This window comes from Sorangium sp. So ce327 (genome assembly GCF_051530205.1).
Taxonomy (GTDB): Bacteria; Myxococcota_A; Polyangia; order Polyangiales; family Polyangiaceae; genus Sorangium; species Sorangium cellulosum_B.
Genome location: NZ_CP150330.1, coordinates 1711169 through 1736033, shown reverse-complemented (window position 1 = coordinate 1736033; position 24865 = coordinate 1711169). Strand labels below are relative to the sequence as shown.

The following is a 24865-nucleotide window of genomic DNA, read 5'->3' as shown; positions in this document are numbered from 1 at the left end:
CAGCACGAAGAAGGAGTGAGACATCGTGACCGAATTCTGGGAAAGTGCGTTCAACAAGAAGCAACTGATGTGGGGTCTCGCGCCGACAGCGTCGGCTTCGGCGGCGCGCGACACATTCATACGCTCTGGCGCAAAGAGCGTCCTGATACCTGGCATCGGCTACGGGAGAAATGCCAGACCGTTCCTCGAACGCGGGATGTCCGTGGCGGGGATTGAAATCTCGGAGACGGCGATCGAGCTCGCTCGCTCGCGCCTCGGGCTCGAGATCCCGATTGTCCACGGCTCGGTCGCGGACATGCCCTTCGACCGCCGAAAGTACGACGGCGTCTTCTGCCATGGGCTCGTCTACCTCCTGGATGCGCGCGGCCGCCAGAAGCTCATTCGTGACTGCTACCGCCAGCTCGAGCCCGGTGGGCACATGGTCTTCACGGTCATCTCGAAGAAGGCCCCGATGTACGGACAGGGGCCAAGACTCGGTGACGACTGGTACGAGCGCCTGCCTGGGCTTCCGATGTACTTCTACGACGCTGAATCGGTGAAGCGAGAGTTCGGCCCATACGGATTGGTTGAGCTCTCCGAGTTCGACGAGCCCGCGGGTGACGGCGCGACCCTGCCATTCATCAAGGTCGTCTGCAAGCGGGACGCCGTGAGGGTGAGCGCAGCGGAGGCGGTGGACCGGCTCCACGCGGGACAGGTCGAGGTGACGGTCGCCGGCGCGCTCCAGCAGAGCGAGGTGGCGGCGATCGCTGGAGCGCTCGAGACCAGCACGACCTCCATCCTGACGATGGGCGGCTGCCAGATCACAGACATGGGCGGCGTGGCGATCGCAAATGCTCTGCTCACCAACAAAGCGCTCAGAGAGCTATGGCTGTTCAACAACGAGATCAACGATGCTGGTGGGAAGGCGTTTGGCGATGCCTTGAGGTCGAACGCATCCCTGACGACGCTGTGCCTCAACGAGAACCGAGTCGGCGACGTTGGCGCTGCGGCGATCGGAGAGGCGCTTCGCTCATCCGAGTCGCTGGTTGAGCTGGGGCTGGGTCGCAACCAGATCGGCGACATCGGCGGCGCTGCGATCGGGGGAGCACTTGCGTTCAACAGCTCCGTCATCGCGCTGAGCCTCAACCACAACCACATCGGTGATGCCGGCGCGGCCAGCATCGGCGGTGCGCTTCGCAACAACGCATCACTCAGGATCCTGCGCCTGAGCCACAACGAGATCGGCGACTCTGGTGCGGAGGCGGTGCGAACCGGCGTCGCCCATAACTCCGTCTTGAGGACTGTCAGCTTTGAAGAGAACCCCGCGTCGGCCTCCCTTCACCAGGGAATCAAGGCCGCGCTGGAGCGTGCCCCATGAGCATCCTCTCTGATGCAAGGCGGTGTGCAGCAAACCCGGGTTGGAAGCGGTCTCTATCCCCGCTTTCCCCGCTTTCGCGCGCCCGATCACGCAACAATATAAGTTGCGATATGCGTCCGCCGACCTCGCCGGAAGGACGTTCGCCGGCGGTGTCCACGGGACACCCTTCGCAGGGCGAGGCGCTGCGGCGACGAACCAACCTCGCGAGCCTGGGGCGCTCATGGCTTGGGCGCGCCGCCCTCGCCGTCGCGATGGCGGCCTGGCTGGCCACGAGCGGCTGCCAGCAAGAGAGGACCGAGGTGCACACGTCGGCGCCGAAGCGGCTGAAGGTCGACACGGTCGGCGCCGTCACCAAGCCGATCCCGGACACGTTGTTGGTCACTGGCGCGCTCGAGGCGACGACCGTCAACGACATCGCAGCCAATGCGACGGGCCGCGTGGTTGCCGTCCACGGAGAACGGGGCGATCCGGTCGAGAAGCACGCCGCGCTGGCCAAGCTCGATGTGCGCCTCGTCGCCTTGCAAGCAGGCGTTGCGAACGCCCAAGCCAAGGTGGCCAGCGACCAGGCGGAGCTCCAGGCGCAAGAGTGCGCCCGCACGGAGACGCTCGCGGCGTCGGGCGCAGTTCCGATGGCAGAGTGGGAGAGGCAAAGCTGGCAGTGCAAGATCGCCAAGGGCACCATGGTCGCCTCCCAGGTCCAGGCTACCATGGCGGCGCAGTACGTGTCAGACGGCACCATCCGCGCGCCGATGGATGGTCACCTCGTCGAGCGCTTCGTCGAGGTGGGGCAGTTCGTCACGCCGACGACGAGGATCGCGACGCTCGTCTCGCTCGACGAGCTCCGGCTCCGCATCTCCGTCCCTGAGATCCATCTGGGCGGTCTGAAGAGAGGCGCGGCGCTTACGTTTCGTGTCGCCACCTACGGGACTCGGACCTTCTCCGGAACGCTGGCCCGAGTATCGCCCGTAGTTCGGTCAGAGACTCGGGACGTGATCGCCGAGGCGACCGTGCTCAACGACGGCCACCTGTTGCGCCCCGGAATGTTCGCGACGGTAGAGTTCCAGTTGGGAACAAAATCGGCGTCCGTCGTGCCTTCGTCGGCGGTGGTTGTTCGCGAGGGCACCAGTCGCGTCTTCGTCGTGCGCGATGGCCGGATCGAGGAGCGGGCCGTGCAGCTCGGGCCGAAGGTCGGTGACGAAGTCGCTGTGCTGAAGGGGGTCTCCCGCGACGAGCGGATCGTGCGTGAGCCTGGTGAAGAAGTGAAGAACGGGCTGTTCGCCGAGTGAGGAACAACGACGATGCAATGGCTTGCGCTGATCTCCGTTCGTCGGCCTGTATTCGCGGCCGTGCTCATGCTCCTCGTCGTCGTTCTCGGTGCCTCGGGCTATCGCGGGCTCGGAGTTGATGAGTTCCCGTCGGTCGATATCCCAATCGTGATCGTCACCGCGCGACTGCCGGGCGCGGCGCCCCAGGAGGTCGAGACTGAGGTGAGCGACAAGCTCGAGGCCGCACTGAACACGATCGCGGGCGTGGATGAGCTTCGCTCTACATCGGCCGAGGGTGTCAGCATGGTCGTCGTCACCTTCGACCTGAGCAAGAGCGCTGACGGTGCGGCACAGGAGGTACGTGACAAGGTCCAGGGAGTCCTGGGAGACCTCCCGAAGGGCATCGAGCCGCCGGTCGTGGCAAAGGTTGACCCGACGGCGGCGCCAGTCGCGCTCCTCGCGGTACGATCGAATCGGCCGATTCGCGAGACCACCGAGCTCGCGGACAAGGTCGTCCGCCGACGCCTGGAGACCATCGCGGGCGTCGGGCAAGTCAACATGATCGGCGGCCGGAAGCGCCAACTTCGTGTGTGGCTCGATCCAGTTGCCTCGCGCGCACGCGGCGTCACCGCAACGGAGGTATTCAACGCGATCGGCCTTCAAAGCCAAGCAGCGCCGGGAGGTAGTCTCGTCGCTGGACCGTTCTCGGCGACGCTACGCGTCGACGGCCGGGTCGCCTCACCGAGGGAGCTTGCTCGAATCGTCGTTCGGCAGGTGAACGGCGGCACGGTTCGCGTCGAGGATGTCGCTCGCGTCGAGGATGCAGAGGAGGACGCGCGCTCCTTCGCGCAGCTCGACTCGGAGCGAACGGTGGTCTTCTCGGTCGTGAAGCAGGCGGGGCAGAACACCGTCGCGGTAACCGATGCCGTGAAGGCCCAGCTGGACGACATTCGAGGTTCCCTCCCATCCGACGTAGCTGTCGAGCTGATTCGTGACAACTCGACGATCATCCGCAATGGCACGCGCGCGCTCCTCGAGCACCTGATCGTCGGTGGCCTCCTCGCGGCCCTCGTCGTGTTGGTGTTCCTGGGCGATGCGCGGAGCACGCTGATCGCGGCGATCTCCATCCCAATCTCGGTGATCGGCACGTTCGCTGTCATGAAGGCCTTGGGCCTGACGCTCAACTTCTTGACGCTGCTCGCGCTCGCGCTGGCGGTCGGCATCGTGATCGATGACGCGATCGTCGTCCTGGAGAACATCGTTCGCTGGATCAAGGAGAAGAATCGCAAGCCCTTCATGGCGGCGGTCCTGGCCACCAGGGAGATCGGTCTCGCCGTCCTCGCGACGACGTTCTCGCTCCTGGCCGTGTTCGTTCCGGTCGCGATGATGAGCGGAATCATCGGGCGTTTCCTTAGCAGCTTTGGCATCACGATGGCGATCAGCATCGCTGTCTCGATGCTCGTCAGCTTCACGCTCACGCCCGCGATGGCTTCGCGCATGCTCACGAGCGATCGCGGAACGCCGCTGCTCGCGCGCGTCGTCGACACGGTCTATGTGCCTATGGAACGCGTGTACCTGCGGGCTCTCAGGTGGGTGATGACGCATCGATGGGTGATGGTGCTGACCATGGTCGCCACCCTTGGGTCGTGCGGCCCGATGATGCGCGGCCTCCCTGCCGGCTTCATCCCGCCTCAGGACCGAGGGGAGTTCGAAGTTTCGATTCGCGCTCCCGAGGGGAGCTCTCTGGAGGAAACGCAGCTGATCGCGGAGCGGATCGCGCTCGACGTTCGTAGCCTGCCGGGCGTGGAGCACACGCTCACAACGGTCGCCGAAGACCCGCAGCAGACGGCGAACCTCGCGAAGGTCAGGGCGTTCCTCTCGGACCCGTTGCGGCGCGAACACAGCCAGATGGCGCTGATGGATACGGTGCGCACGAGGCTCCTCCCGAGCTACCCGAAGGAGCTGCGCCTGGGCGTGGCTGAGGTCCAAGCGTTCAGCACGGGTTCGTCTACAGCGCGCGTCAGCTATGCGATCACCGGCTCCAATCTCGAAGAGCTCACGGCCAAGAGCGAGCGAATCGTCGCAGAGCTGCGGAGGTCCCCGACGGCGGTCGACGTCGACAGTTCGCTCGTCCTCGGGAAGCCTGAGGTCCGGGCGCGCGTCGATCGAGACCGTGCGGGAGATCTCGGGGTTCGCGTCGCGGACATCTCGGAGACGCTCCGTCTGTTCGTCGCGGGGCTCAAGGCTTCCACGTACGCGGAATCTGGTGAGCAGTACGACGTGCAGGTGCGCGGCGAAGCCGCGTGGAGAGCGAGCCCAGAGGCGCTCGCCGCCGTGGATGTTCCGTCGTCGAAGCGCGGCTCGGTACCACTGTCGAGCGTGGTCGCGCTGAGCGAGGCCGAGGGTCCTGCCGTCATCGACCGCCTTTCGCGCCAGCGTCAAGTGACGATCACCGCGAATCCGGCCGCGGGCTATAGCGACAGCGACACGATGGCAACGATCAACAGGCTCGTCGCCGCCGAGGGGCTCCCGGAGGGCGGCCGGCTGATGCCGCTCGGGCAGACCAAAGAGCAGCTACGCAGCGGCCCGGCGTTCCTGCTTGTCTTCGTCCTCGGCTTCATCTTCATGTACCTCGTCCTCGCGGCTCAGTTCGACTCGTGGGTGCTCCCTATTTCGATCCTCGTGACGTTGCCGCTGACGGTGCCGTTCGCGCTGCTCTCCCTGCTGATATTCCAGCAGTCGCTCAATCTCTTCTCTGGGCTGGGGCTGCTCGTCCTCTTCGGCGTCGTGAAGAAGAACGCGATCCTGCAAGTCTCACAGACGAACGTACTCCGCGCTCGAGGCATGACGCGGCTCGACGCCATCATGGGGGCGAACCGCGAGAGGCTGCGCCCGATCCTCATGACGACCCTCGCGTTCGTAGCGGGGATGATCCCGCTGATGCTCGCGAAGGGCATCGGCTCGGAGGTCAATCATGCTACCGCGGGCATCGTCCTCGGCGGTCAGACGCTCTCGTTGGTCCTGACGCTCCTCGCTGCTCCCGTCACATACTCCATCCTCGACGACGTGTCGGCGTGGTTCGCACGCCGGAGACGCGAGCCGCATGAAGATCGCGGAGAGCAGGAGCTGACGGAGTTCCTCGGCGAAGGGGCAGGCAGGGGCGAGGTGGCCGCCGACGTCGCGAACGCGGTGGAGGTCGTCCGATGAGAGCGTGGTGGGCGTGGCCGTTTGGAATCCTGGTCTCGTCTTCACCGTGGGCGCAGCCGATCACGCTGAAGGACCTCCTTGAGGCGGCCGGCACGAGCTACCCGCCGACGCGCTTCTTCTGGTTCTCGGGCCCCCTGCGCGACGACCGCGACGGCCGCGAGCTTCAGCCCGTGCAGCCAGCCGGCGTCGTGCAGGGCGGAGGCGCGAGCGACGCCCTGGGCGAAGCCGATCATGAGCAGCGCCGACGGGAGCGTGAAGCACGTCGAGGCGACGACCGCGCCGAGGAGGCCGGCACGCTGTATCCCGAGCGCGAACACGACCTGACTGCTCGCGGGGCCGGGGAGGAACTGGCAGAGCGCGCCCAGGTCGCCGTAGTGCGCGTCGTCATCCGCGCGCGCCTCGCCGGCCCAGGACGCCTTTCTTCAGAAAGTCGATCAGCACCTCGAGCTTGGGGGCGAGGTTCGCCCGGCTCGGATAGTAGAGAAAGTAGCCCGGGATCTTCGGGCAATACCTGTCGAGCACCCGCACGAGTCGCTTCTCGGACACCAGCGCGCTCACCATGTCTTCGAAGACGTACGCGAGCCCGACGCCCTCGACGGCAGCGTCCACCAACACCGATCCGTCGTTGGTCACCACGCGACCGTCGATGGCCAGCTCCAGCTCCTTGTCGCCCTCGACGAACTTCCACGGGGCGACCGCGCCCGTCGACATGCGCAGGCCGATGCACTCGTGCTCGTGGAGCTCGCGCGGGTGTGTGGGCTTGCCCCGGCGCGCGAAGTAGTCCCGCGAGCCGACGACCACGAGGCGCTGGTCCGGGCTCACGCGAACGGCGATCATCTCGCGATCGAGGCTCTGGCCGAGGCGTATCCCCGCGTCGAAACCTTCGGCGACGATGTTCGACAGCGCCTCCTCGAGGCAGATGTAGATGCGGATGTCGGGGTACGCGGCGAGAAAGGCCGCGAGCTTGGGCTTGATGACGTCGTTGTACCCGGTCCGGAGCATCGTGAGGCGGAGCAGTCCCGACGGCCTCCCGTTCCTGGCCATGAGCGACTCGAACGCGACGTCGATCCCGTCGAAGGCGGGCTTGAGCTGCGCGATGAAGTGCTCGCCGGCCTCGGTCAGCCCGACGTTGCGCGTGGTTCGCTGGAGCAGCCGCACGCCGACGCGCTCTTCGAGGGCGCGCACGATCTGACTCACCGCCGAGGGCGTCACCCCCAGCTCGGCAGCTGCCGCCCGAAAACTGCGCTTTTCGGCGACGCAGAGGAACGCCCGAAGCCCGGATAGTTCGTCACGCATTGTTTAGCTTCGCTACCCATAGCATGCACGATTCCTCGTATTTTTATTTCGTTCGGCGAGGCTAATCTCTTCGAAGAAAGCAACGCAGAGGAGACCGCCATGACGCCATCGCTACCCATGCCCATCGCTGCCTACGTCGAAGCCAACGCGCGCCTCGACGTCGACGGAATGCTCGCCCCCTTCGCCGCCGACGCCGTCCTCATCGACAACGGGAGGCGTCACCAGGGCCACGCCGAGCTGCGGAGCTTGCTCGAGGAAGCCGTGATCCCCGCCAAGGCGATCTTCACGCCGGATACGGCTCGCCACGAGAACGGTCAGGTCGTGGTCGAAGGCCCCGCCCACGGCGACTTCAAGGGCAGCCCGATCCGCTTCACCTATCGGTTCACGCTCGTAAAGGGCGCCATCAAAGCCCTGGAGATCACGGCGTGAACATCAAAGCCGATCCCACCGAGTTCGCGGGAAAGCGCGTCCTCGTCAGCGGCGGCACCAAGGGTGCGGGCCGCGCCACCGTCGACCGCTTCCGGGCCGGCGGCGCGCGAGTGATCACCGCCGCGCGCGGGACCCCGGAGCCCATCGCCGGCGTCGAGTTCGTCCAAGCGGACCTGGCGACGCCCGAGGGCGGGCAAACGCTGGCCAAGGCGGCGCTCGAGCGCATGGGCGGCGTCGACATCCTCGCCCACGTGATCGGCGGCTCGGCGTCGCCGGGCGGCGGCTTCGTCGCCCTGACCGACGAACACTGGCTCGCCGAGCTGAACCTGAACCTCCTCGCCACGGTCCGTCTTGATCGCCTCCTCGTTCCGCAGATGATCGAGCGAGGCGCCGGCGCGGTGGTGCACGTCACCTCCATCCAGTCGGTCCTGCCTCTGCCCGAGTCGACCACGGCCTACGCCGCCGCCAAGGCCGCGCTCAGGACCTACAGCAAGTCGCTCTCCAAGGAGCTCGGACCGAAGGGCGTGCGGGTCAACGTCGTCTCCCCCGGCTGGATCATGACCGAGTCGTCCGCCGAACTGCTGAAGCGTCTGCAGGCCGCGAATGGCGGCACGATCGAAGATGCGAGGCAGCTCGTGCTCGACAGCCTGGGCGGGATCCCGATCGGGCGCCCCGCCGAGCCGGCCGAGGTCGCCGACCTCATCGCCTACCTCGCCTCCGACCGCGCTGCCGCGATCCACGGCGCCGAGTTCGTCATCGACGGCGGCACCGTTCGGACCGTCTGAGGGCAGGAGATGCCTCCCGGAGCCGCGCGACTCCTAGCGTTCGCTGTCGAGGCTCGCCATCTGCGCCTCGGGGTACCGGCTCCCGCGGAACGCGCCTTTCGGCAGGAGCGCTTCGAGCGCCGACTTCTCGCTGACGTGCCCAGTCTGTGGACGAGTGGCGTGACGGCAAAGCTCTCGTCCCCAGGGCGTGGATGCCCGACGGCACGGCGTGAACCCTTTCGCGCCGTCAAGGGTTCGAGCCCCGTGCGGGACCACGCCCCGGCGTTCAACTGTCCCGCGCTCGCTCGACGCGGCCGTCTTTGCGCTCGCGGCGCTCTCAGCGCGTCCGCGAACCCGGCGCACACGACGCTCGCCGACGCGCAAACCCTCGGGGAATCAGGGGGAGAAAAGGCAACGGCCCCGGAGATCGCTCTCAGGGGCCGCTGTCTACTGACGCCTCTCGCGATGTTCGCGAGGAGGAAGAAATGGCTCCAGCTGCTGGACTCGAACCAGCGACCCGGCGGTTAACAGCCGCCTGCTCTACCAACTGAGCTAAGCTGGAATGCGTTGGAGACGGGCGCGAGGATAGTCAGCGAGGCCTTCCCGTCAAGCGAATCCGCACCGCCGCTGAAGTTTGCGTGACGCCCCGGTGTGCTCGCCCGCTCCGCGCGAGATTGCCCGCCCGGCGTGCTTCTGCGACAACGCCGCCGTGCAGCACGCCGCCGTGCCCTTCCCGCCGCAGCCGCCGGACGCCCCGGCACCCTCTCCGGCCCCCTCCGCCGCCCGCTCCGCCGGCCGCGGCGGCCTCGCCATCGCCGGCGCCAAGGTCTCCTTCATCCTCTTCGGCTTCGTCCAGCAGCTCATCCTCCCCCGCCTGCTCGGCACCGACGGCTACGGCGCGGTCTCCGTCGTCCTCGCGGGCGTCGGCGTCGTCAACAACGTCATCGTCGCGACCGGCATCCAGGGCGTCTCGCGCGCCGTCTCCAGCGTCGCGGAAGAGGACGTCGCCGCCGCCTTCCGCCGCACGCTCGCCCTCCACGCCCTCCTCGCCGTGGTCGTCTCCGCCGGCTTCGCGCTCCTCGCCGGCGCCATCGCCGACTTCTCCGAGGCCCCGCACGTCGCGGGCCCGCTGCGGCTCGCCGCCGCCGTCGTGCTCCTCTACGGCCTCTACGCCCCGCTCGTCGGCGCGCTCAACGGCCAGCGGCGCTTCGTCACGCAGGCCGCCTTCGACGTCGGCTACGGCGCGCTCCGCACCGCGAGCATCGCCGCCTTCGCCTTGCTCTTCCTCCGCGCCGGCCAGAGCGGCGTCCTCGGCGCGATCGCCGGCTTCGTCGCCGCGGCCGCCGTCATCGTCCCCCTCGCGCTCACCAGGACGGGCCTCGGCCGCCGCGGCAGCGCCGGCCCCTCGATCCGCGAGCACGCCGCCTTCCTCCTGCCGCTCGCCGTCTCGCAGACGTTCCTGAACCTCCTGCTCCAGACCGACTTCTTCCTCCTCCGCCGCTTCCTCGGGCAGGCCACGAGCGGGCTCGCGCTCGGCGCCAAGGCCGCCGACGACCTCATCGGCGTCTACCGCGGCGCGCAGCTCTTCGCGTTCCTGCCGTACCAGCTGCTGCTCTCGGTCACGTTCATCCTCTTCCCGATGCTCGCCCGCGCGCACGCCGAGAACGACCGCGCCGCGGTCCGCCGCTACGCCATGACGGGCGTCCGCCTCTCGTTCCTGCTCACCGGGCTCCTCTGCGCCCCGATCTCGGGCCTCGCCCCGCACGTCCTGCGCTTCGCCTTCCCTGTCGAGATCTGGAGCCGCGGCGGCGACACGCTCCGCGTCCTCTCCCTCGGCATGGGCGCGTTCGCCGTCCTCGGCGTCGCCTCGGCCGCGCTCACCAGCCTGCACCGGGAGCGCATCGCCGCCGCCCTCACCGCCACCACCGTCGTCCTCGTCGCCACCGGCTGCTCGATCGCCGTCCCGCGCGCCGCGTTCGGCCCCGACATGCTCGTGCGCTCCGCCGTCGCCACCTCGCTCGCGCTGGCCACCGCCGCGGTCGCCGGCGGCGTCCTGCTCCACCGCGCCGCCGGCGGCTTCGTCCCCGCCCGGACGGCGCTCCGCGTCGGCGCCGCGCTGCTCGCCGGGATCGCCGTGGGCGCGCAGCTCCCGTGGCTCGGCAAGATCGCCGTGCTCGGCGAGGCGATCCTGGTCGCCCTCGTGTACCTCGCCGTGCTCATCGCCACGCGCGAGGTCGGCCGCGAGGACCTCGCCGCCCTCAAGCAGACGTTCGGGCGCGGCGCGCGCCGCGCCTAGCTCCGCGCGCACGCCCGCGTCCGTCCCGGCGCGCGCCCTGCGCGCCCGCCTACAGCCGCCTCGACGCCCTCTTGACCGTCAGCCGGCGATCTCGCATACGGCCTCTCCCCCCAGCCCGGCCAGCGCCGCGCCCGCTCGAAGGCCGAGCGGAGCCCCACGGCGCGCCGGGCACGCACAGACAGGCGAAGACGTGGCCCCTCAATTCATCTTCACGATGCAGGATGTCCGGAAGGTGCACCCCCCGAACAAGGAGGTGCTGAAGGGCCTGTGGCTCTCCTTCTACCCGGGCGCGAAGATCGGCGTCCTCGGCTCGAACGGCGCCGGCAAGAGCACCCTGCTGCGCATCATGGCGGGCGTCGACAAGGAGTACCTCGGCGAGGCGAAGCCCGCCGACGGCATCCGCATCGGCTACCTCGCCCAGGAGCCGCAGCTCGAGGCCAGCAAGACCGTGCAGGAGCACGTCGAGATGGCGGTCCACGACGTCCGCTCCCTCGTCCAGCGCTTCGAGGAGATCGGCGCGAAGCTCGGCGAGTCGCCCCCCGACATGGAGGCGCTCCTCGAGGAGTACGCCGCGCTCCAGGACAAGATCGAGGCCGCGAACGGCTGGGAGATCGACCGCGTCGTCGAGCGCGCCATGGACGCCCTCCGGCTGCCGCCGCCCGACGCCGACGTCACCAAGCTCTCCGGCGGCGAGCGCCGCCGCGTCGCCCTCTGCAGGCTCCTCCTCGAGAAGCCGGACATCCTGCTGCTCGACGAGCCGACCAACCACCTCGACGCCGAGAGCGTCGCCTGGCTCGAGCGCTTCCTCCACGACTACCCCGGCACCGTCGTCGCGGTCACCCACGACCGGTACTTCCTCGACAACGTCGCCGGCTGGATCCTCGAGCTCGACCGCGGCGCCGGCATCCCGTACGAGGGCAACTACACCGGCTGGCTCGAGCAGAAGAAGAAGCGCCTCGAGCTGGAGCAGAAGCAGGAGAGCGCGCGCAAGCGCACCCTGGAGCGCGAGCTCGAGTGGGTGCGCCTGGCCCCGCGCGCCCGCCAGGCCAAGAGCAAGGCCCGCCTCGCCGCCTACGAGACGCTGCTCGCCGAGGACAGGTCGAAGAAGGTCGAGGAGAACGAGATCCACATCCCCGCCGGCCAGCGGCTCGGGAACGTGGTCGTCGAGGCCGAGCACCTCCGCAAGGGCTTCGGCGACCGCGTCCTCATCGACGACCTCAGCTTCTCGCTCCCGCGCGGCGGCATCGTCGGCATCATCGGGCCGAACGGCGCCGGCAAGACCACGCTCTTCCGCATGATCATGGGCCTCGAGAAGCCCGACGGCGGCGCGCTCAAGCTCGGCGAGACCGTGGAGCTCGCGTACGTCGACCAGTCGCGCGACGCGCTCAACCCGAACAACAACGTCTGGCAGGAGATCTCCGGCGGCGAGGACCGCCTCCTCGTCGGCAAGCGCGAGGTCAACTCGCGCGCGTACGTCGCGAGCTTCAACTTCGCCGGCAGCGACCAGCAGAAGAAGGTCCGCGATCTCTCCGGCGGCGAGCGCAACCGCCTCCACCTCGCCAAGCTGCTCCGCCGCGGCGGCAACGTCCTCCTGCTCGACGAGCCCACCAACGACCTCGACGTCGACACGCTCCGCTCGCTCGAGGAGGCGCTGCTCAACTTCGCCGGCTGCGCCGTGGTCATCAGCCACGATCGCTGGTTCCTCGACCGGATCGCGACCCACATCCTCGCCTTCGAGGGCGACAGCAAGGTCGTCTGGTTCGAGGGCAACTACGCCGACTACGAGGCCGACCTGAAGCGCCGCCTCGGCGCCGACGCGGCCGAGCCCCGCAAGCTCCGCTACCGCAAGCTCACCGCGGGCTGACCCGGGGCCCGGCGCGCCTCGCACGGCGCCCCCGCGGCATTCCTCCCCGGAGCACGTTTCCGGTCGGGTGCGACGCGCACGCACCGGTATTTTCTGGTCACAGGATCACCCCGCCCACGTAAGCGTCCGACCGCTCTTCAGCTAAGCTGCGCCCGATGCACGGCACGAGGAGAAAGGGCTCCCCGCCGAGCGCCCGCAGGGACTGGGGGCGCCTCGCCGTGCGCGTTTTGTGCGTCTTGTTCGCGCTGATCGGCGCGATCCCGCTCGCGCTCGGCTTCCTCGTGCGCACCGAGACGGTGCGGGCCTGGGCGGCGCGCGAGACGGCGGCGCTGCTCCAGCGCGAGCTCGGCATCACGGCCCGCTACGACGTGCGCGTCCAGGCCTGGCCCCTCATGGTCGGCCTGAACCGGCTCGTCGTCGACTCCTCGGACGGCGGCGCGCCGTTCCTCGAGCTCGAGCGCGTGGCCATCCGCCCGCGCCTGTTCTCGCTGCTCGCGGGGCACATCGACGCCGGGGACGTCGAGATCATCGGCCCCCGCGTCCGCGCGGTGCTGAAGGACGGGGAGCTCCGCAACCTCACCCTCCCGAGCACCGGCAAGGGCGGCGGGGGCGGCCTCGACCGCGCGCCGCTCTCCTCGGTGGCCATCACCGACGCGCGGGTCGACCTGACGATCGACAATATCCGCGTCCAGGCCACCGAGGTCGACGTCGACGTCTCCGCCGAGCCGTCGGACGCGTTCGAGATCGCGATGCGCTCCGGCCTCGTCTCGGTCGTCCACACGCACCCCGCGCCCGGCCACGAGGCCGAGGAGGACAGCGTCGACGAGGACGTCGTCTGCCGCTTCGACACGCGCGTCCGCGTCGAGCCGGGCCGCGCGCTCGTCCGCCGGCTGATCCTCGAGGGCGCCGCCGACTTCGACCCGGATCCCGGCACCACGCCGCCCTGCGCGCTCCAGGACGGCGACTGGCGCCGGGTGGAGCTCGAGCTCGGCGCCCTCCGCGCCGTCGGCCTCGGCGACGGCATGCCCCACCGGATCGAGGGCCGCGTGCGGGCGCGCCTCCCCGTGCCGATCGTGCACCGCTTCGTGAACCTGCCGCCCGCGTCCGGCTCGGTCTCGCTCGACGTCGACGCGGAGTACGACGCGGCGTCCGCGCCGCTCGGCCTTGCGCTCCCCCGCCTCAAGGGCACGCTCCTGCTCGACCGGCCGGGCCTCGACGGCAGGGTCTTCGCCACGCGCCTCGCGGGCAAGGTCTCGACGACGCCGGACGCCGTGCAGCTCTCCGACACCGACGTCGCCTGGGCCGACGGCACGCTGAAGATCTCGAGCGCGGAGATCAAGCCGTTCGAGAAGGGCGTGCCGCTCCAGGCCGGGCCGATCGACCTCGCCAACGTCGAGCTGCCCGGCCTGCTCCGCGACCTCGCGGTCCACCCGCAGGCGCACGTCGCGTGGACGCTGCGCGAGGGGAGGTTCGATCGCTTCGGCGGCACGCTGTCCCCGCTCTCCCTCGAGGGCCCGCTCGCCGTGCAGACGCACGGCTTCGAGATCTTCGATCACCCGACGAAGGACCCTGCCCGCAAGCGCCTGACGGGCGTCAAGGAGGCCACGGTCCGAGGCTCGTTCCAGGTGCGCCCGAACGCCGTCGTGCTCTCGGGCTTCTCGATCGACACGCCGAGCTCGCACCTCAGGACCACCGTCTCGCTCGGCTTCAACGACCAGCTCGGGGTCGAGGTCCACCCGGGCTCGCGCGTGGACCTCGCGGAGGTCTCGCCGCTCGCGGCGCTCGAGCTCGCCGGCGTCGCCACGCTGAAGGCCGCGATGCACGGCTCGTACGAGCACCCGAAGCTCACAGGCGAGGTCGGCATCGAGAAGTTCGTGTTCGGCGGCTTCCCCATCGGCGACCTCGAGCCCTCGCCGGTCGCGTTCGAGCCGCTCGCCCTGACGCTCGAGAACGCGCGGGTCCGGCACGGGGCGAGCCGCGTCCGGGTCCCGTCGATCAAGGTCGATTTCGACCCGGCCGGCAACCTGCCCAAGGGCCGCCCGCTCGACAGCTCGGCGGGGATCGTCGTCGTGGACGCGACCGTCGACACGCGCGAGGCGCCGCACCTCGCCGCGCGCGACCTGCTCGAGGTGCTCCGCCTCGACAAGGATCCGCGGTTCGCCGACTACAAGGCGACCGCGAGCGGGACGGCCCGCGCCCACTTCGCGCTCGGCGGCCCCGAGGACCGCTGCGGCGGCGGCTACCTCGCCGTGAACGCGGGCATGCGGCTCACCGGCGTCGAGCTGCTCGACGAGCGCTTCGACGAGGGCGAGGTCGACCTCGACATGATCTGGGACGACCAGGCCGCCGGCGCCGACGGCATGCGGCTCGACGTCCGCTCGGCGTCGCTGCGCAAGGGCACGGGCTCCGTGCTGGCGAGCGCCTCCGTGGCGCACGGCGGCGCGCTGAAGGGGAGCGTCATCGCGAGCGGCCTCCCGCTCTCGCGGATCGACGGGCTCGGGGCGGCGGCCTCGCAGTTCGACGGCTCGGTGTCGGTCGTCGCCAGCCTGGGCGGCACCGTGAGCAGGCTCGCCGGCTTCGCGGACGTGCACGTCTCGCGCGTCGGCATCCGCCGCGCGCACGCGAGCCTGCCGCCCTCGCGGGTCGAGCTCACGATCCTGCCGAACGACAAGCCGCCGAAGATCATCGGCAGGACGCCGATCTGCGGCAACCCCCAGGGCGCGCCGTTCGAGCCGGCGGAGTACGAGCGCGACCTCCCCGACGGCTCCTTCGTCGCGAACGGCTCGCTGTTCGGCGGGCAGGTCGCGCTGAAGGGGCTCCGCGTCACGCGCCAGCGGCGCAAGATCGTGGACGGGGACGTGCGCATGGACGCGCTCGACCTGGGCACGCTCGCGAACCTGATCCCGGGCGCCGCCCTCGCGGCGGCGCCGAAGGGCACGATGACCGGGTCGCTCGACATCGAGCGGCTCCCCCTCACGGATTTCCGGCAGTCCGCGCTCACGCTCACGGTCGACGCGCTCAAGCTCGATCGGGAGGGCCAGGGGGTCCACCTCACGCGCCCGAGCGGCCCGATCCGCCTCGCGGGCAACACGCTGAAGGTGCCGGAGCTCCACCTCGAGGCGCACACCGCCTCGCGCCTGTCCGCCGCGTTCACGGCGTCCGGCGAGGTCAAGCGGGTGTTCACGGCGCCGGACCTCGACGTGGCGATCCGGGTGAGCCCGACGAGCCTCTCGCGGCTCAGCGCCGACATCCCGCAGATCCGGCACGCGCGGGGCACGGTGCAGGCCGAGGTCCAGGTGGCCGGGCCGCTCCAGGGGCTGCGCTACACGGGCTCGGCGACGCTCAAGGAGGGCGAGCTCGACGTGGTCGGCCTGCCGGTCTCGCTCGACGACATCGACGTGGAGTTCGCGATCGGCGGCGACCAGGTGCGCCTCACGAAGGCGAGCGCGCGGGTCGGCACGGGCACGGTGACCGCGGTGGGGCACATGCCGGTGCGCGGCCTGACCCTCGGCACGGCGCAGGCATCCATCGTGGCGAACGGCGTGAAGCTGCCGGTCGCCGACGGGGTGAACCTCACCGCGAACGCCAACCTGACGGCGAGCTTCCGGCCCGGCGTCGAGGACGACGCGTCGGGGGAGAAGAACCTGCCGCGGGTCGAGGGGAAGATCACGCTCACGTCGTTCAGCTACACGCGCCCCATCCTGATGAGCATGGACCTCGGCGATCTCACGGGGCGCCAGCGGACGACGGTGCAGACCTACGACCCCGCCGCCGACGTGGTCCGGTTCGACGTCACCGTCGCCTCGCCGAACCCGCTCCGCTTCTCGAACGATCTGGCCGACATGCGGCTCGAGGTCTCGCAGCCCGGGCTCGCGCTCTCGGGCACGAACCAGCGCTTCGGCGCGCGCGGCACGCTGCGCATCCTGCCCGACTCGAAGCTCATGCTGCGCAGCACCGAGTTCGAGGTCCGGGACGGCTACGTCCGCTTCGACGATCCGTTCCGCATCGCGCCCAAGGTCGACGTGCGCGCCGAGAGCGAGTACCGCCGCTACACGTCGACGAGCACCGCCGCCGCGGCGGACGCGACGTCGGGCGCGGAGCCCACGGCGCCGACGGCCGCGGCCGCGGGCAGCAGCGCGAACTCCAGCGGGCTCTGGCGCATCAAGCTGCACGCCCAGGGCGACGCCGACAACCTCCAGCTCAACCTGACGAGCGATCCGCCGCTCAGCCAGGAGGACATCGTCCTGCTGCTGACGCTCGGCATGACGCGCGCCGAGCTCAACCAGGGCGTCGTGTCGTCGCTCGGCGAGACCATGGGCCTCGAGGCGCTCTCGTCGCTGACGGGCGCCGACAAGGCGGTGAAGACGATGGTCCCCCTCATCGACGAGTTCCGCTTCGGCACCGGCTACTCGTCCAAGAACGGCGCCCCGGAGCCGACGGTGACGATCGGCAAGCGCATCACGGACGCGGTGCGCGCCAACGTGACGACGGGGCTCTCGCAAGGCAGCCAGGTGCGCGCGGGCGTCGAGGTGAAGCTCAGCGACCGGATGAGCCTCCAGGGGTCGTACGACAACTCGAGCGACGCCTCGAGCTCGCCGCTCGGCAACGTCGGCGCCGACCTGAGGTGGCGGCTCGAGTTCGAGTGACGTTCGAGCCGCGGATGGAGCTCGAAGGGCGCTCGCCCGGCGCTCGATCCGCGGCCGTCAGGTGACCGCGGCGAGCGCCGCGTCGAGGGCGCCGTACCGGTCGTCGCGGCCCGAGACCCACTGCCTGTGGCCCATGAGCTCGAAGATGCGCCGGTGCTTCGGGTTCTTCCAGGTCATGCCGAGCAGCGCGCGCTGGAACGCCTCGGCCTTCGCCTCGGGCAGCGCCGGCAGCGCGTCGAACATCGCGAAATCGTAGGCCGGCGTGGTCCAGAGGACGTCGACCCGGCGGAGGTCGATGTGGCCGCTCGCCTGCTCGGCGAGCCACACCGCGTCCCCGACCGCCGCCGCCTGCGCCTTGCCCTCGTGCAGCGCCGCGAGCGCCTGGACCTCGCTCGTCGCGGTGTCCCCGTGCTTGCCGACGTCCACCTCGAACGGCATGAGCTGGATCTTCTCCACGGCCACGCCCGCCTGCCGGAGGAAGTGGAGCGGCAGGATGCGCGCGTGCGCCGAGTCGACGCTCCCGACGGCGAGCGCCTTGCCCTCCAGATCGCTGAGCGCCCCGACGGCGGCGTCGCGGCGGACGAGCAGCTTGCTGTGGAAGTCGCGATCGATCTCGCGCATCGCGAGCGAGCGGGACCGTCCCTCGGTCTGCCGCTTCACCCGCACGTGCGCGACGGCGCTGTTCCAGGCGACGTCGATGTGCCCGCGGATCAGCGACTCGACCTGGCGCTCGTACGTAGAGAACAGCGCGAAATCAATCAGGATTCCATGTTCGCGGAAGTGCTCGCGCAGGCTCTCCCACAACGTCACCACCTTGGCGTCATGCGCCACGGCGCCGACGAGCATCGCCAGGTCCTTCATCTGGTGCCTCGCACGGGCGCCGACGCTAGCACGAGCTCTGCCCGCCGAGAGCCCCGCGTCTCGCACATCGGGGCCACGCGGGCGGCCTCTTGCCCATCCAGCGCCCAACCGGGCTACGCTGCGTCCGTCGTGCACGCCGGCGCCGGTTCATTTCCGTTTCGTCCCCCGGCGCTCCGCGCCTGATGGCTCGCTTCCGTTCCACCCTCATTCCCTTTCTGCTCGGCTTTTTGCCGCTCGGCGCGATCGCCTTCCCGGCGCACGCCGACCCGACCCCGGCACGTCCGGCTCAAGCCAGCCCCAACCCCGGTCAGGCCAACCTCAACCCCGGTCAGGCCAGCCCCAACCCCGGTCAGGCCAGCCTCGACCCTGTCGACCCTCCGGCACGGGCCGTGCCTGCGGGCGAGGCCGGCACCCAGGCCACCGACGTGCCTTCGCTCGGCCAGCCGCTGGCCCTGGGAGAGCTCGTCGGCAAGCCGATCGTCCGCATCGATGTCACCGCGCAGGGCGACCGATGGCAGATCGTGTCGCCGGTCACGAGCGTCGACCTCGGCGAGCCGCTCAGCCCCGACGCCGCGCGCCGCGCCATGCGCGAGCTGCTCGCCTCGGGCAACTTCGCCCGCGCGTCGGCCGAGGCGTACCTCGTGCCGGACGGCGCCGCGCTCCGCATCTTCGTCGTCCCCCGCCGGAGCATCGCCACCGTCCAGATCAGCGGCGGCGCGCTCGACCGGCAGGACACCCTCGAGGCCGCCGGCATCGCCGAGGGCGGCGAGATCACCGCGGCCACGCTGGCCGAGATCAGCCCCCGCATCCGCGCGTTCTACGCGCTTCACGGCTACCCCGCGGCCGCCGTCACGGTCCGCGCCGTCGACACCGACGAGCCCTCCCAGGTCGTCCTCGCCCTCGACATCGAGGCCGGCGCTCCACGTGTTGTCTCCGAGCGCGTCTTCGTCGTGGCGCCGCGCGCGGACCGGGAGCTCGGCGCGCTCAAGCAGAGCTACGGCCTCGGCGTCGGCGCCCGCGTCGACGAGCCCGCCCTCGCCGAGGCCGACCGCGAGATGGCCGAGCTGCTCCGCCGCAGCGGCTTTCACGACGCCGAGGTCTCCCACCGCGTGCTCGCGGTCGGCCCGCACAACTACCTCTACGTCTACCTCGAGCCCGGCGCGCGCATCGTCCCCGTCTTCGACGGCAACCGCGCCTTCGACGACGACGCCCTCGAGGCCGCGCTCGACCTCGGCGAGACGACCGAGACCAGGACGAACGATCTCACCGATCGGCTCCGCGCGTTCTACGTCGAGCGCGGCTTCCTCGACGCCGAGATCACCCCCTCGCTGGGCGGCAAGCCCGACGATGCGGTCCGTTACCTGACCTTCACCGTCCGCGAGCACGACCAGGTGCGCGTCACGAAGCGCGTCTTCCCCTGCCTCACGGGCGACCTCAGCCCCGACGACCTCGGCCGCGAGATCGAGAGCTTCCTCGAGGAGGACCTGCCCGGCGCCGACCCCTTCACGATGCCCGACCCGCGAGGCATCTCGGACCTCTTCGGCCCGACCCGCGGCGCCGGCGGCCGGGCCAGGCCGGTCGAGCTCATCCCCTCGATGACGTACGCGCAGGAGACCTACGATCGCGCCCTCAAGCACCTTCGCGATCTCTACTTCAGCAAGGGCTACCTGAACGCCGTCGTCGGCCCGGTCTCCGTGCTCCGCGCCACCTGCTCGCGCCGCTCCCCGCCGGGCGCCTGCGTCCCCGAGCCGGTCGCCGAGCGCGTCACGGCCCAGTGCCTCACCGACGCGCAAGGCATCCCCCTCCCCGAGCCGCCCGTCCCCGCCGCCCTCACGTGCCGCCCCGACGCGGCCCGGCACCTCGCGTGCTCCCCCGAGGTGACGCTCCGCATTCCGGTCCATCCTGGCCCGCAGACCCAGCTCTACGATCTCGCCTTCGAGGGGAACAAGGGCTTCTGCCGTCAGGCCGGCCTGAGCGAGCGCGACCGCGCGCTCTGCGCCGAGGAGCGGCCGTTCAGCGAGCGCTGGCTCAGCGACCTCGCCGATCTGAAGGTCGGACAGCCCCTCTCGACGCTCGCGCTCGACGCCGCGCGGCTGCGCATCATGGATGCTTACCGCGACCTGGGCTACGCGTTCGCCGAGGTCCGCACGGCCATCGAGCCCTCGCCCGACCGCACGCGCGCCCGCGCGCGGTTCATCGTCTCGGAGCGAGATCGGGTGTTCGTCACCGGCATCGTCGTCAAGGGCGCCGTCCGGACCGACGAGCAGCTGATCCTCCGCCGCGTGCTGCTCCGCGAGGGCGCGCCGTTCCGCCAGTCGCAGGCCCGCCTGAGCGAGGAGCGCATCGCCACGCTCGGCCCCTTCTCCAGCGTGTCGATCTCGCTCGAGGATCCCGACGTCCCGCAGAAGAACAAGCGGGTCGTCATCCACGTGGTCGAGCAGCTGCCGCAGTACCTCAACCCGCAGATCGGGTTCTCGACCGGCGAGGGCGCGCGCCTCGCCTTCGAGTACGGACACCGCAACATCGCCGGCCTCGCCATCGGCCTCACGATGGGCGTCCAGCTCAGCTACCTGTTCGAGTTCATGATCGTGGACAAGGCGGCGAGCCGCCACTACGAGGAGCTCCAGGTCGACGACCAGCTGGAGCGCCGCATCGCGGTCTCGGTCGCGCTCCCGGACATCGGCCTCGGTCCGCTCGTCAGCATGTCGCTCGCGGGCATCCACGTGCGCGACAACCAGCTGGATTTCGGCGTCACGAAGACGGCGATCATCCCCGCGCTCACCTACCGCCCGCGGCGCGCCGTGACGACGCAGCTCGCCCTGTCGACCGAGCTGAACAAAGTCGGATTCTTTCCGGGCGCCGTCGGCACCGACAAGCGGGATATCCTCGACCAGCTGCGCATGCCCGAGGGCGAGACGATCGCCCTGGCGCAGCGGATCGACGCGTCCTGGGACACGCGGGACACCCCCTTCGCCGCGACCCGGGGCTTCCTCCTCTCCGGCGGCGTCGAGCACGTCGACGCCTTCGACGCCTTCGCCTCGGTCCGGGCCCAATCGAGCTTCCCCGAGAGCCACTTCCTGCGATTCACGGGCCGCGTGTCGGGCTATATCCCCCTCGCGCCGCGGTCGCGGCTCACCCTCGCACTGAGCCTGTCCGGAGGGTATATTCAGCCGCTCGTGGCCGAGAGCGGGACGTACCCGGATCGCCTGTTCTTCCTCGGCGGCGTCGACTCTCTCCGTTCCCATCTGGCCGAGTCGCTGTATCCTGAGGACGGGCTCGAGGAGGCGAGAAAGGCGCTGGGCGGGGACGCCGAGGTGTCGACCGACGATATCCCGCGCGGCGGGACGGTGATGGTGAACCCGCGCGCCGAGCTGCGCATTCCGCTGACGGATCTGCTCCAGCTCGGGCTCTTCCTCGACGCGGGCAACCTCTGGATCAGGGCGAGGAACGTCAACCTCGATCCGCGGCTCCTGCGTTACGGGCTCGGCGCCGGCCTGCGGGTGAACACGCCCATCGGCCCCCTCGCCTTCGACTACGGCTTCAACCTGGATCCGCGCGACGAGCTGGATGAGATCGACGGTGCACTCCACTTCTCCGTGGGGCTCTTTTGACAGGCGGCCTCGCGCGCGAGGCCGCTCCCAACGCATGATGATAACGAGGCTCCCCTGATGAACCGTTCACTCCGCATGTGTGCTTTGCTCGCCCTGACATCGACCCTCACGATCGCCGGCTGCGGCGACGACGAGAGCGCCGCGCCGAGCAGCGCGGCGAGCACGTCCGGCGCCGGCGGGTCCGGCGGGCAAGGCGGGCAAGGCGGGCACGGCGGAGCGGCGGGCAGCGGCGGAGAGGGCGGGCAAGGCGGCTCGACGAGCAGCGGCGGAGAGGGCGGGCAAGGCGGCTCGACGAGCAGCGCCTCGGCTGGCGGAGATGCCACGGGCGGCGGCGGAGCGGGCGGGCAAGGCGGCTCGACGAGCAGCGCCTCGGCTGGCGGAGATGCCACGGGCGGCGGTGGAGCGGGCGGGCAAGGCGGCTCGACGAGCAGCGCCTCGACGAGCAGCGCCTCGACGAGCAGCGCCTCGACGAGCAGCGCTTCGGCGGGCGGAGGCGACGCCGGCGGCGGCGGCTCGGCGAGCAGCGCTTCGACGGGCGGCGGCGACGCCGCCGGCGGCGGCTCGGTGAGCAGCGCCTCGACGAGCAGCGCTTCGACAGGCGGCGGCGACGCCACCGGCGGCGGTGGAGAGGGCGGGGCGTCGGCGTGCGGCGATCTTCGGTGTGACACCGGCGAGACGTGCGGCTCGTGCGCCGACGACTGCGGCGTGTGCCCGCCGATCTGCGGTGACGGCACATGCGAGCCCGACAGGGAAAACTGCCAGGCGTGCGCCACCGACTGCGGCGTGTGCCCGCCGGCCGAGTGCGGCCACGACCTCTGCGAGGAAGGCGCGCCCCTCCTCATGGGCTGCGACCCGTGCGTGACCGAGCTGTGCGCGGAGGACCCGGCGTGCTGCATGAGCAACTGGGATACCCACTGCGTCGCCGGCCTCACCGCCGCCTGCGGGCGGGCCTGCGGGTGCGCCCACGACCTCTGCGAGGAAGGCGCGCCCCTCGACGCGACCTGCAACAGCTGCGTCGAGACCGTGTGCGGAGAGGACGGAGACAGCTTCTGCTGCACGATCGGGTGGGACGAGGGCTGCATCGCGCTCTCGGAGAGGCTGTGCGACGTCACGTGCCGGTGAGCTCGGCTCGCCGCCCGAAGGGCGAGCCCCTCATGGCGCGGTAGCGACGGCGCTCCGCCGTGAACCTGACCCGCTCGGCGGGTGGAACGCCATCCGGCCGGCGCGCTCAGCGCGCCGTCGCCGCCTTCATCTCGCGGACGAAGCTCGCGACGGCGCGCGCGGCCGCCTCGGGATCACCGACGTTCGCCGCGACCCGCTGCACGACCGCGGACCCGCTGACCACGCCGAACGCCCCGGCGGCGAGGGCGTCGCGCACGTGCTCGGGCTTCGAGATGCCGAACCCGAGGATCGCGGGCGGCGCGCCGAACCGGCGCAGCGTCTCGAAGAGCGCCCCGTGGCCGAGGCGCAGCTGCTCGTCCGCCCCCGTCACGCCCTTGCGCGTCACGCAGTACGTGTACGCGCTGCACCGCTCCGCGAGCTGCTGCAGCGTGGCCTCCGAGGCGTTCAGCGGCGCGATCAGCACCGGCGCCACCCCCACGGCGCGCGCCGCCGCCACGTACGGATCCGACTCCCTCACAGGCACGTCGGCGACGAGCACGCTGTCGACCCCGGCCGCGGCCACCGACGCGTAGAAGCCCGCCAGATCGCGGTGCTTCACGAGGTTCGCGTACGTCAGGATGCCGATCGGCACCTCCGGCGCCTCCGCCCGGAACCGCGCCAGGAGCTCGATGCAGTCGCCCGGCCGCACGCCGGCCTCGAGCGCCCGCACGGCGGCGGCCTGGATCGTCGGGCCGTCCGCGATCGGATCCGAGAACGGGATCCCGACCTCGATCGCGTCCGCGCCGCCCTCCACGGCCGCGCGCAGCAGCCGCGCGCTCGTGGCGAGGTCGGGATCCCCCAGCATCAGGAAGGGGATGAACGCCCCCTCGCCGCGCTGCCGCAGCCGCTCGAATGCGCGATCGTAGCGCGTCGTCACCGTCTCCCGACTCATGTCGACCTCCCGGGATCGAGCAGCCTCTGCGCCTGCTCCATGTCCTTGTCTCCGCGGCCCGACAGGTTCACGACGAGCACCGTCTCGCGCCCTGCCTGCGCCGCCTCCGCCACCATCTTCAGCGCGTGCGCGATCGCGTGCGCCGACTCGAACGCCGGGATGATGCCCTCGCTGCGCGCGAGCCGCTGGAACGCGTCGAGCGCCTCGTCGTCCGTCGCCGCGACGTACGTCGCCCGGCCCGACGTCATGAGGTGCGCGTGCTCCGGCCCGACGCCGGGGTAGTCGAGCCCCGCCGAGACCGAGTGCGTCTCGGCGACCTGCCCGTGCTCGTCCTGGAGGATGTAGGTCTCCGACCCGTGCAGCACCCCCGGGCGGCCCTTGAGGAGCGTCGCCCCGTGCATGGCGGTCGACAGGCCGTGGCCGGCGGGCTCCACGCCGACGAGCGCCACGTCCTTGTCCGGGATGAACTCGGAGAAGATCCCCATGGCGTTGCTGCCGCCGCCCACGCACGCGACCACCGCGTCGGGCAAGCGCCCCTCGGCCTCCAGGATCTGGGCGCGCGCCTCGCGGCCGATCACCCACTGGAAATCGCGCACGATCGTGGGGAACGGGTGAGGCCCGGCGACCGTCCCGATCAGGTAATGCGTGTCCTCGTAGCTCTCGGTCCAGTAGCGCAGCGCCTCGTTGAGGGCGTCCTTCAGCGTCTGCGAGCCCGAGGTCACGGGCACCACCTCGGCCCCCATGAGGCGCATCCGGAAGACGTTGAGCCGCTGCCGCTCGACGTCCTTCGCGCCCATGTAGATGCGCGTGGGCATGCCGAGCAGCGCCCCGATCATGGCGGTCGCGACGCCGTGCTGGCCGGCCCCGGTCTCGGCGATGAGCCGCCGCTTGCCCATGCGCCGCGCGAGCAGCCCCTGGCCGAGCGCCTGGTTCGTCTTGTGCGCGCCGCCGTGGAGCAGGTCCTCGCGCTTGAGGTACAGCTTCACGCGCGGATCGCCGGTCAGGTTGCGGCACAGGGTGAGCGGCGTCGGTCGCCCCGCGTAGGTCGTCAGCAAGGCGTCGAACTCGGCCGCGAACGACGGATCGCCGCGCGCCTCCAGGTACGCGCGCTCGAGCTGCTCGAGCGCGGGCACGAGGATCTCCGGGACATAGGCGCCGCCAAAGGCGCCGAAGCGGCCGCTTTGCTGCATGTGATTGCCTCGATCGTCGGTTGTGC

Annotated in this window: 14 protein-coding genes, 1 tRNA gene and 1 pseudogene; 10 read left to right on the top strand and 6 right to left on the bottom strand. The window is 70.6% G+C overall.

The window, feature by feature from the left end; genetic code table 11:
- The first annotated feature begins 25 nt into the window (after nucleotides 1-25).
- The 3 genes from WME95_RS06440 to WME95_RS06430 all read left to right on the top strand — a co-directional run bounded on the left by WME95_RS06440 (nucleotide 26) and on the right by WME95_RS06430 (nucleotide 5829).
- Nucleotides 26-1357 carry a methyltransferase domain-containing protein gene (locus tag WME95_RS06440; protein ID WP_437907539.1) on the top strand — a complete coding sequence of 444 codons (1332 nt, stop codon included), beginning with the start codon at nucleotides 26-28 and terminating at the stop codon, nucleotides 1355-1357.
- A gap of 110 nt (nucleotides 1358-1467) precedes the next feature.
- Nucleotides 1468-2643: an efflux RND transporter periplasmic adaptor subunit gene (locus WME95_RS06435; RefSeq protein ID WP_437907538.1), complete on the top strand. Its 1176-nt coding sequence runs from the start codon at nucleotides 1468-1470 to the stop codon at nucleotides 2641-2643.
- A gap of 12 nt (nucleotides 2644-2655) precedes the next feature.
- Nucleotides 2656-5829: an efflux RND transporter permease subunit gene (locus WME95_RS06430; protein WP_437907537.1), complete on the top strand. Its 3174-nt coding sequence runs from the start codon at nucleotides 2656-2658 to the stop codon at nucleotides 5827-5829.
- A gap of 134 nt (nucleotides 5830-5963) precedes the next feature.
- Here the strand turns inward: WME95_RS06430 and WME95_RS06425 are convergent.
- Both WME95_RS06425 and WME95_RS06420 read right to left on the bottom strand, forming a co-directional pair.
- Nucleotides 5964-6215: pseudogene (locus WME95_RS06425) on the bottom strand (chromate transporter); the annotation flags it as partial.
- Nucleotides 6214-7125 (bottom strand): LysR family transcriptional regulator, encoded by a 912-nt coding sequence (locus tag WME95_RS06420; RefSeq protein WP_437907536.1) that lies wholly within the window; start codon nucleotides 7123-7125, stop codon nucleotides 6214-6216. The gene WME95_RS06420 and the pseudogene WME95_RS06425, both read right to left, overlap by 2 nt.
- A gap of 99 nt (nucleotides 7126-7224) precedes the next feature.
- On the opposite strand from WME95_RS06420, the gene WME95_RS06415 reads away from it, so the two are divergent.
- Nucleotides 7225-7554: a nuclear transport factor 2 family protein gene (locus WME95_RS06415; protein ID WP_437907535.1), complete on the top strand. Its 330-nt coding sequence runs from the start codon at nucleotides 7225-7227 to the stop codon at nucleotides 7552-7554.
- Nucleotides 7551-8339 carry an SDR family oxidoreductase gene (locus WME95_RS06410; RefSeq protein WP_437907534.1) on the top strand — a complete coding sequence of 263 codons (789 nt, stop codon included), beginning with the start codon at nucleotides 7551-7553 and terminating at the stop codon, nucleotides 8337-8339. Before WME95_RS06415 ends, WME95_RS06410 begins: the two co-directional genes overlap by 4 nt.
- A 465-nt stretch (nucleotides 8340-8804) precedes the next feature.
- Here WME95_RS06410 and WME95_RS06405 read toward each other — a convergent pair.
- A tRNA-Asn gene (locus WME95_RS06405) sits at nucleotides 8805-8880 on the bottom strand.
- Between the two features lie 147 nt (nucleotides 8881-9027).
- Here WME95_RS06405 and WME95_RS06400 point away from each other — a divergent pair.
- The 3 genes from WME95_RS06400 (at nucleotide 9028) to WME95_RS06390 (ending at nucleotide 17124) form a co-directional block, all read left to right on the top strand.
- Entirely contained in the window at nucleotides 9028-10614 is a 1587-nt protein-coding gene (locus WME95_RS06400) for a lipopolysaccharide biosynthesis protein (protein WP_437907533.1), read from the top strand.
- 190 nt (nucleotides 10615-10804) lie between these two features.
- A complete protein-coding gene (ettA, locus tag WME95_RS06395; protein ID WP_437907532.1) occupies nucleotides 10805-12478 on the top strand; it encodes an energy-dependent translational throttle protein EttA in 1674 nt (557 codons plus the stop codon).
- Between the two features lie 155 nt (nucleotides 12479-12633).
- Entirely contained in the window at nucleotides 12634-17124 is a 4491-nt protein-coding gene (locus tag WME95_RS06390) for a translocation/assembly module TamB domain-containing protein (protein ID WP_437907531.1), read from the top strand.
- Nucleotides 17125-17181: 57 nt separating this feature from the next.
- Here WME95_RS06390 and WME95_RS06385 read toward each other — a convergent pair whose 3' ends face one another.
- On the bottom strand, nucleotides 17182-17985 hold the full coding sequence (locus tag WME95_RS06385; RefSeq protein WP_437907530.1) for a phosphate/phosphite/phosphonate ABC transporter substrate-binding protein: 804 nt from the start codon (nucleotides 17983-17985) through the stop codon (nucleotides 17182-17184).
- A 182-nt stretch (nucleotides 17986-18167) separates the two neighbouring features.
- Between WME95_RS06385 and WME95_RS06380 the strand changes: the two genes are divergently transcribed.
- On the top strand, nucleotides 18168-21596 hold the full coding sequence (locus WME95_RS06380) for a POTRA domain-containing protein (RefSeq protein WP_437907529.1): 3429 nt from the start codon (nucleotides 18168-18170) through the stop codon (nucleotides 21594-21596).
- A gap of 57 nt (nucleotides 21597-21653) precedes the next feature.
- Nucleotides 21654-22718: a hypothetical protein gene (locus WME95_RS06375; RefSeq protein WP_437907528.1), complete on the top strand. Its 1065-nt coding sequence runs from the start codon at nucleotides 21654-21656 to the stop codon at nucleotides 22716-22718.
- Between the two features lie 106 nt (nucleotides 22719-22824).
- On the opposite strand, the gene trpA is transcribed toward WME95_RS06375, so the two are convergent.
- Nucleotides 22825-23649 carry a tryptophan synthase subunit alpha gene (gene trpA / locus WME95_RS06370; RefSeq protein ID WP_437550169.1) on the bottom strand — a complete coding sequence of 275 codons (825 nt, stop codon included), beginning with the start codon at nucleotides 23647-23649 and terminating at the stop codon, nucleotides 22825-22827.
- Entirely contained in the window at nucleotides 23646-24839 is a 1194-nt protein-coding gene (trpB, locus tag WME95_RS06365; RefSeq protein ID WP_044964109.1) for a tryptophan synthase subunit beta, read from the bottom strand. Before trpB ends, trpA begins: the two co-directional genes overlap by 4 nt.
- Nucleotides 24840-24865 lie beyond the last annotated feature (26 nt).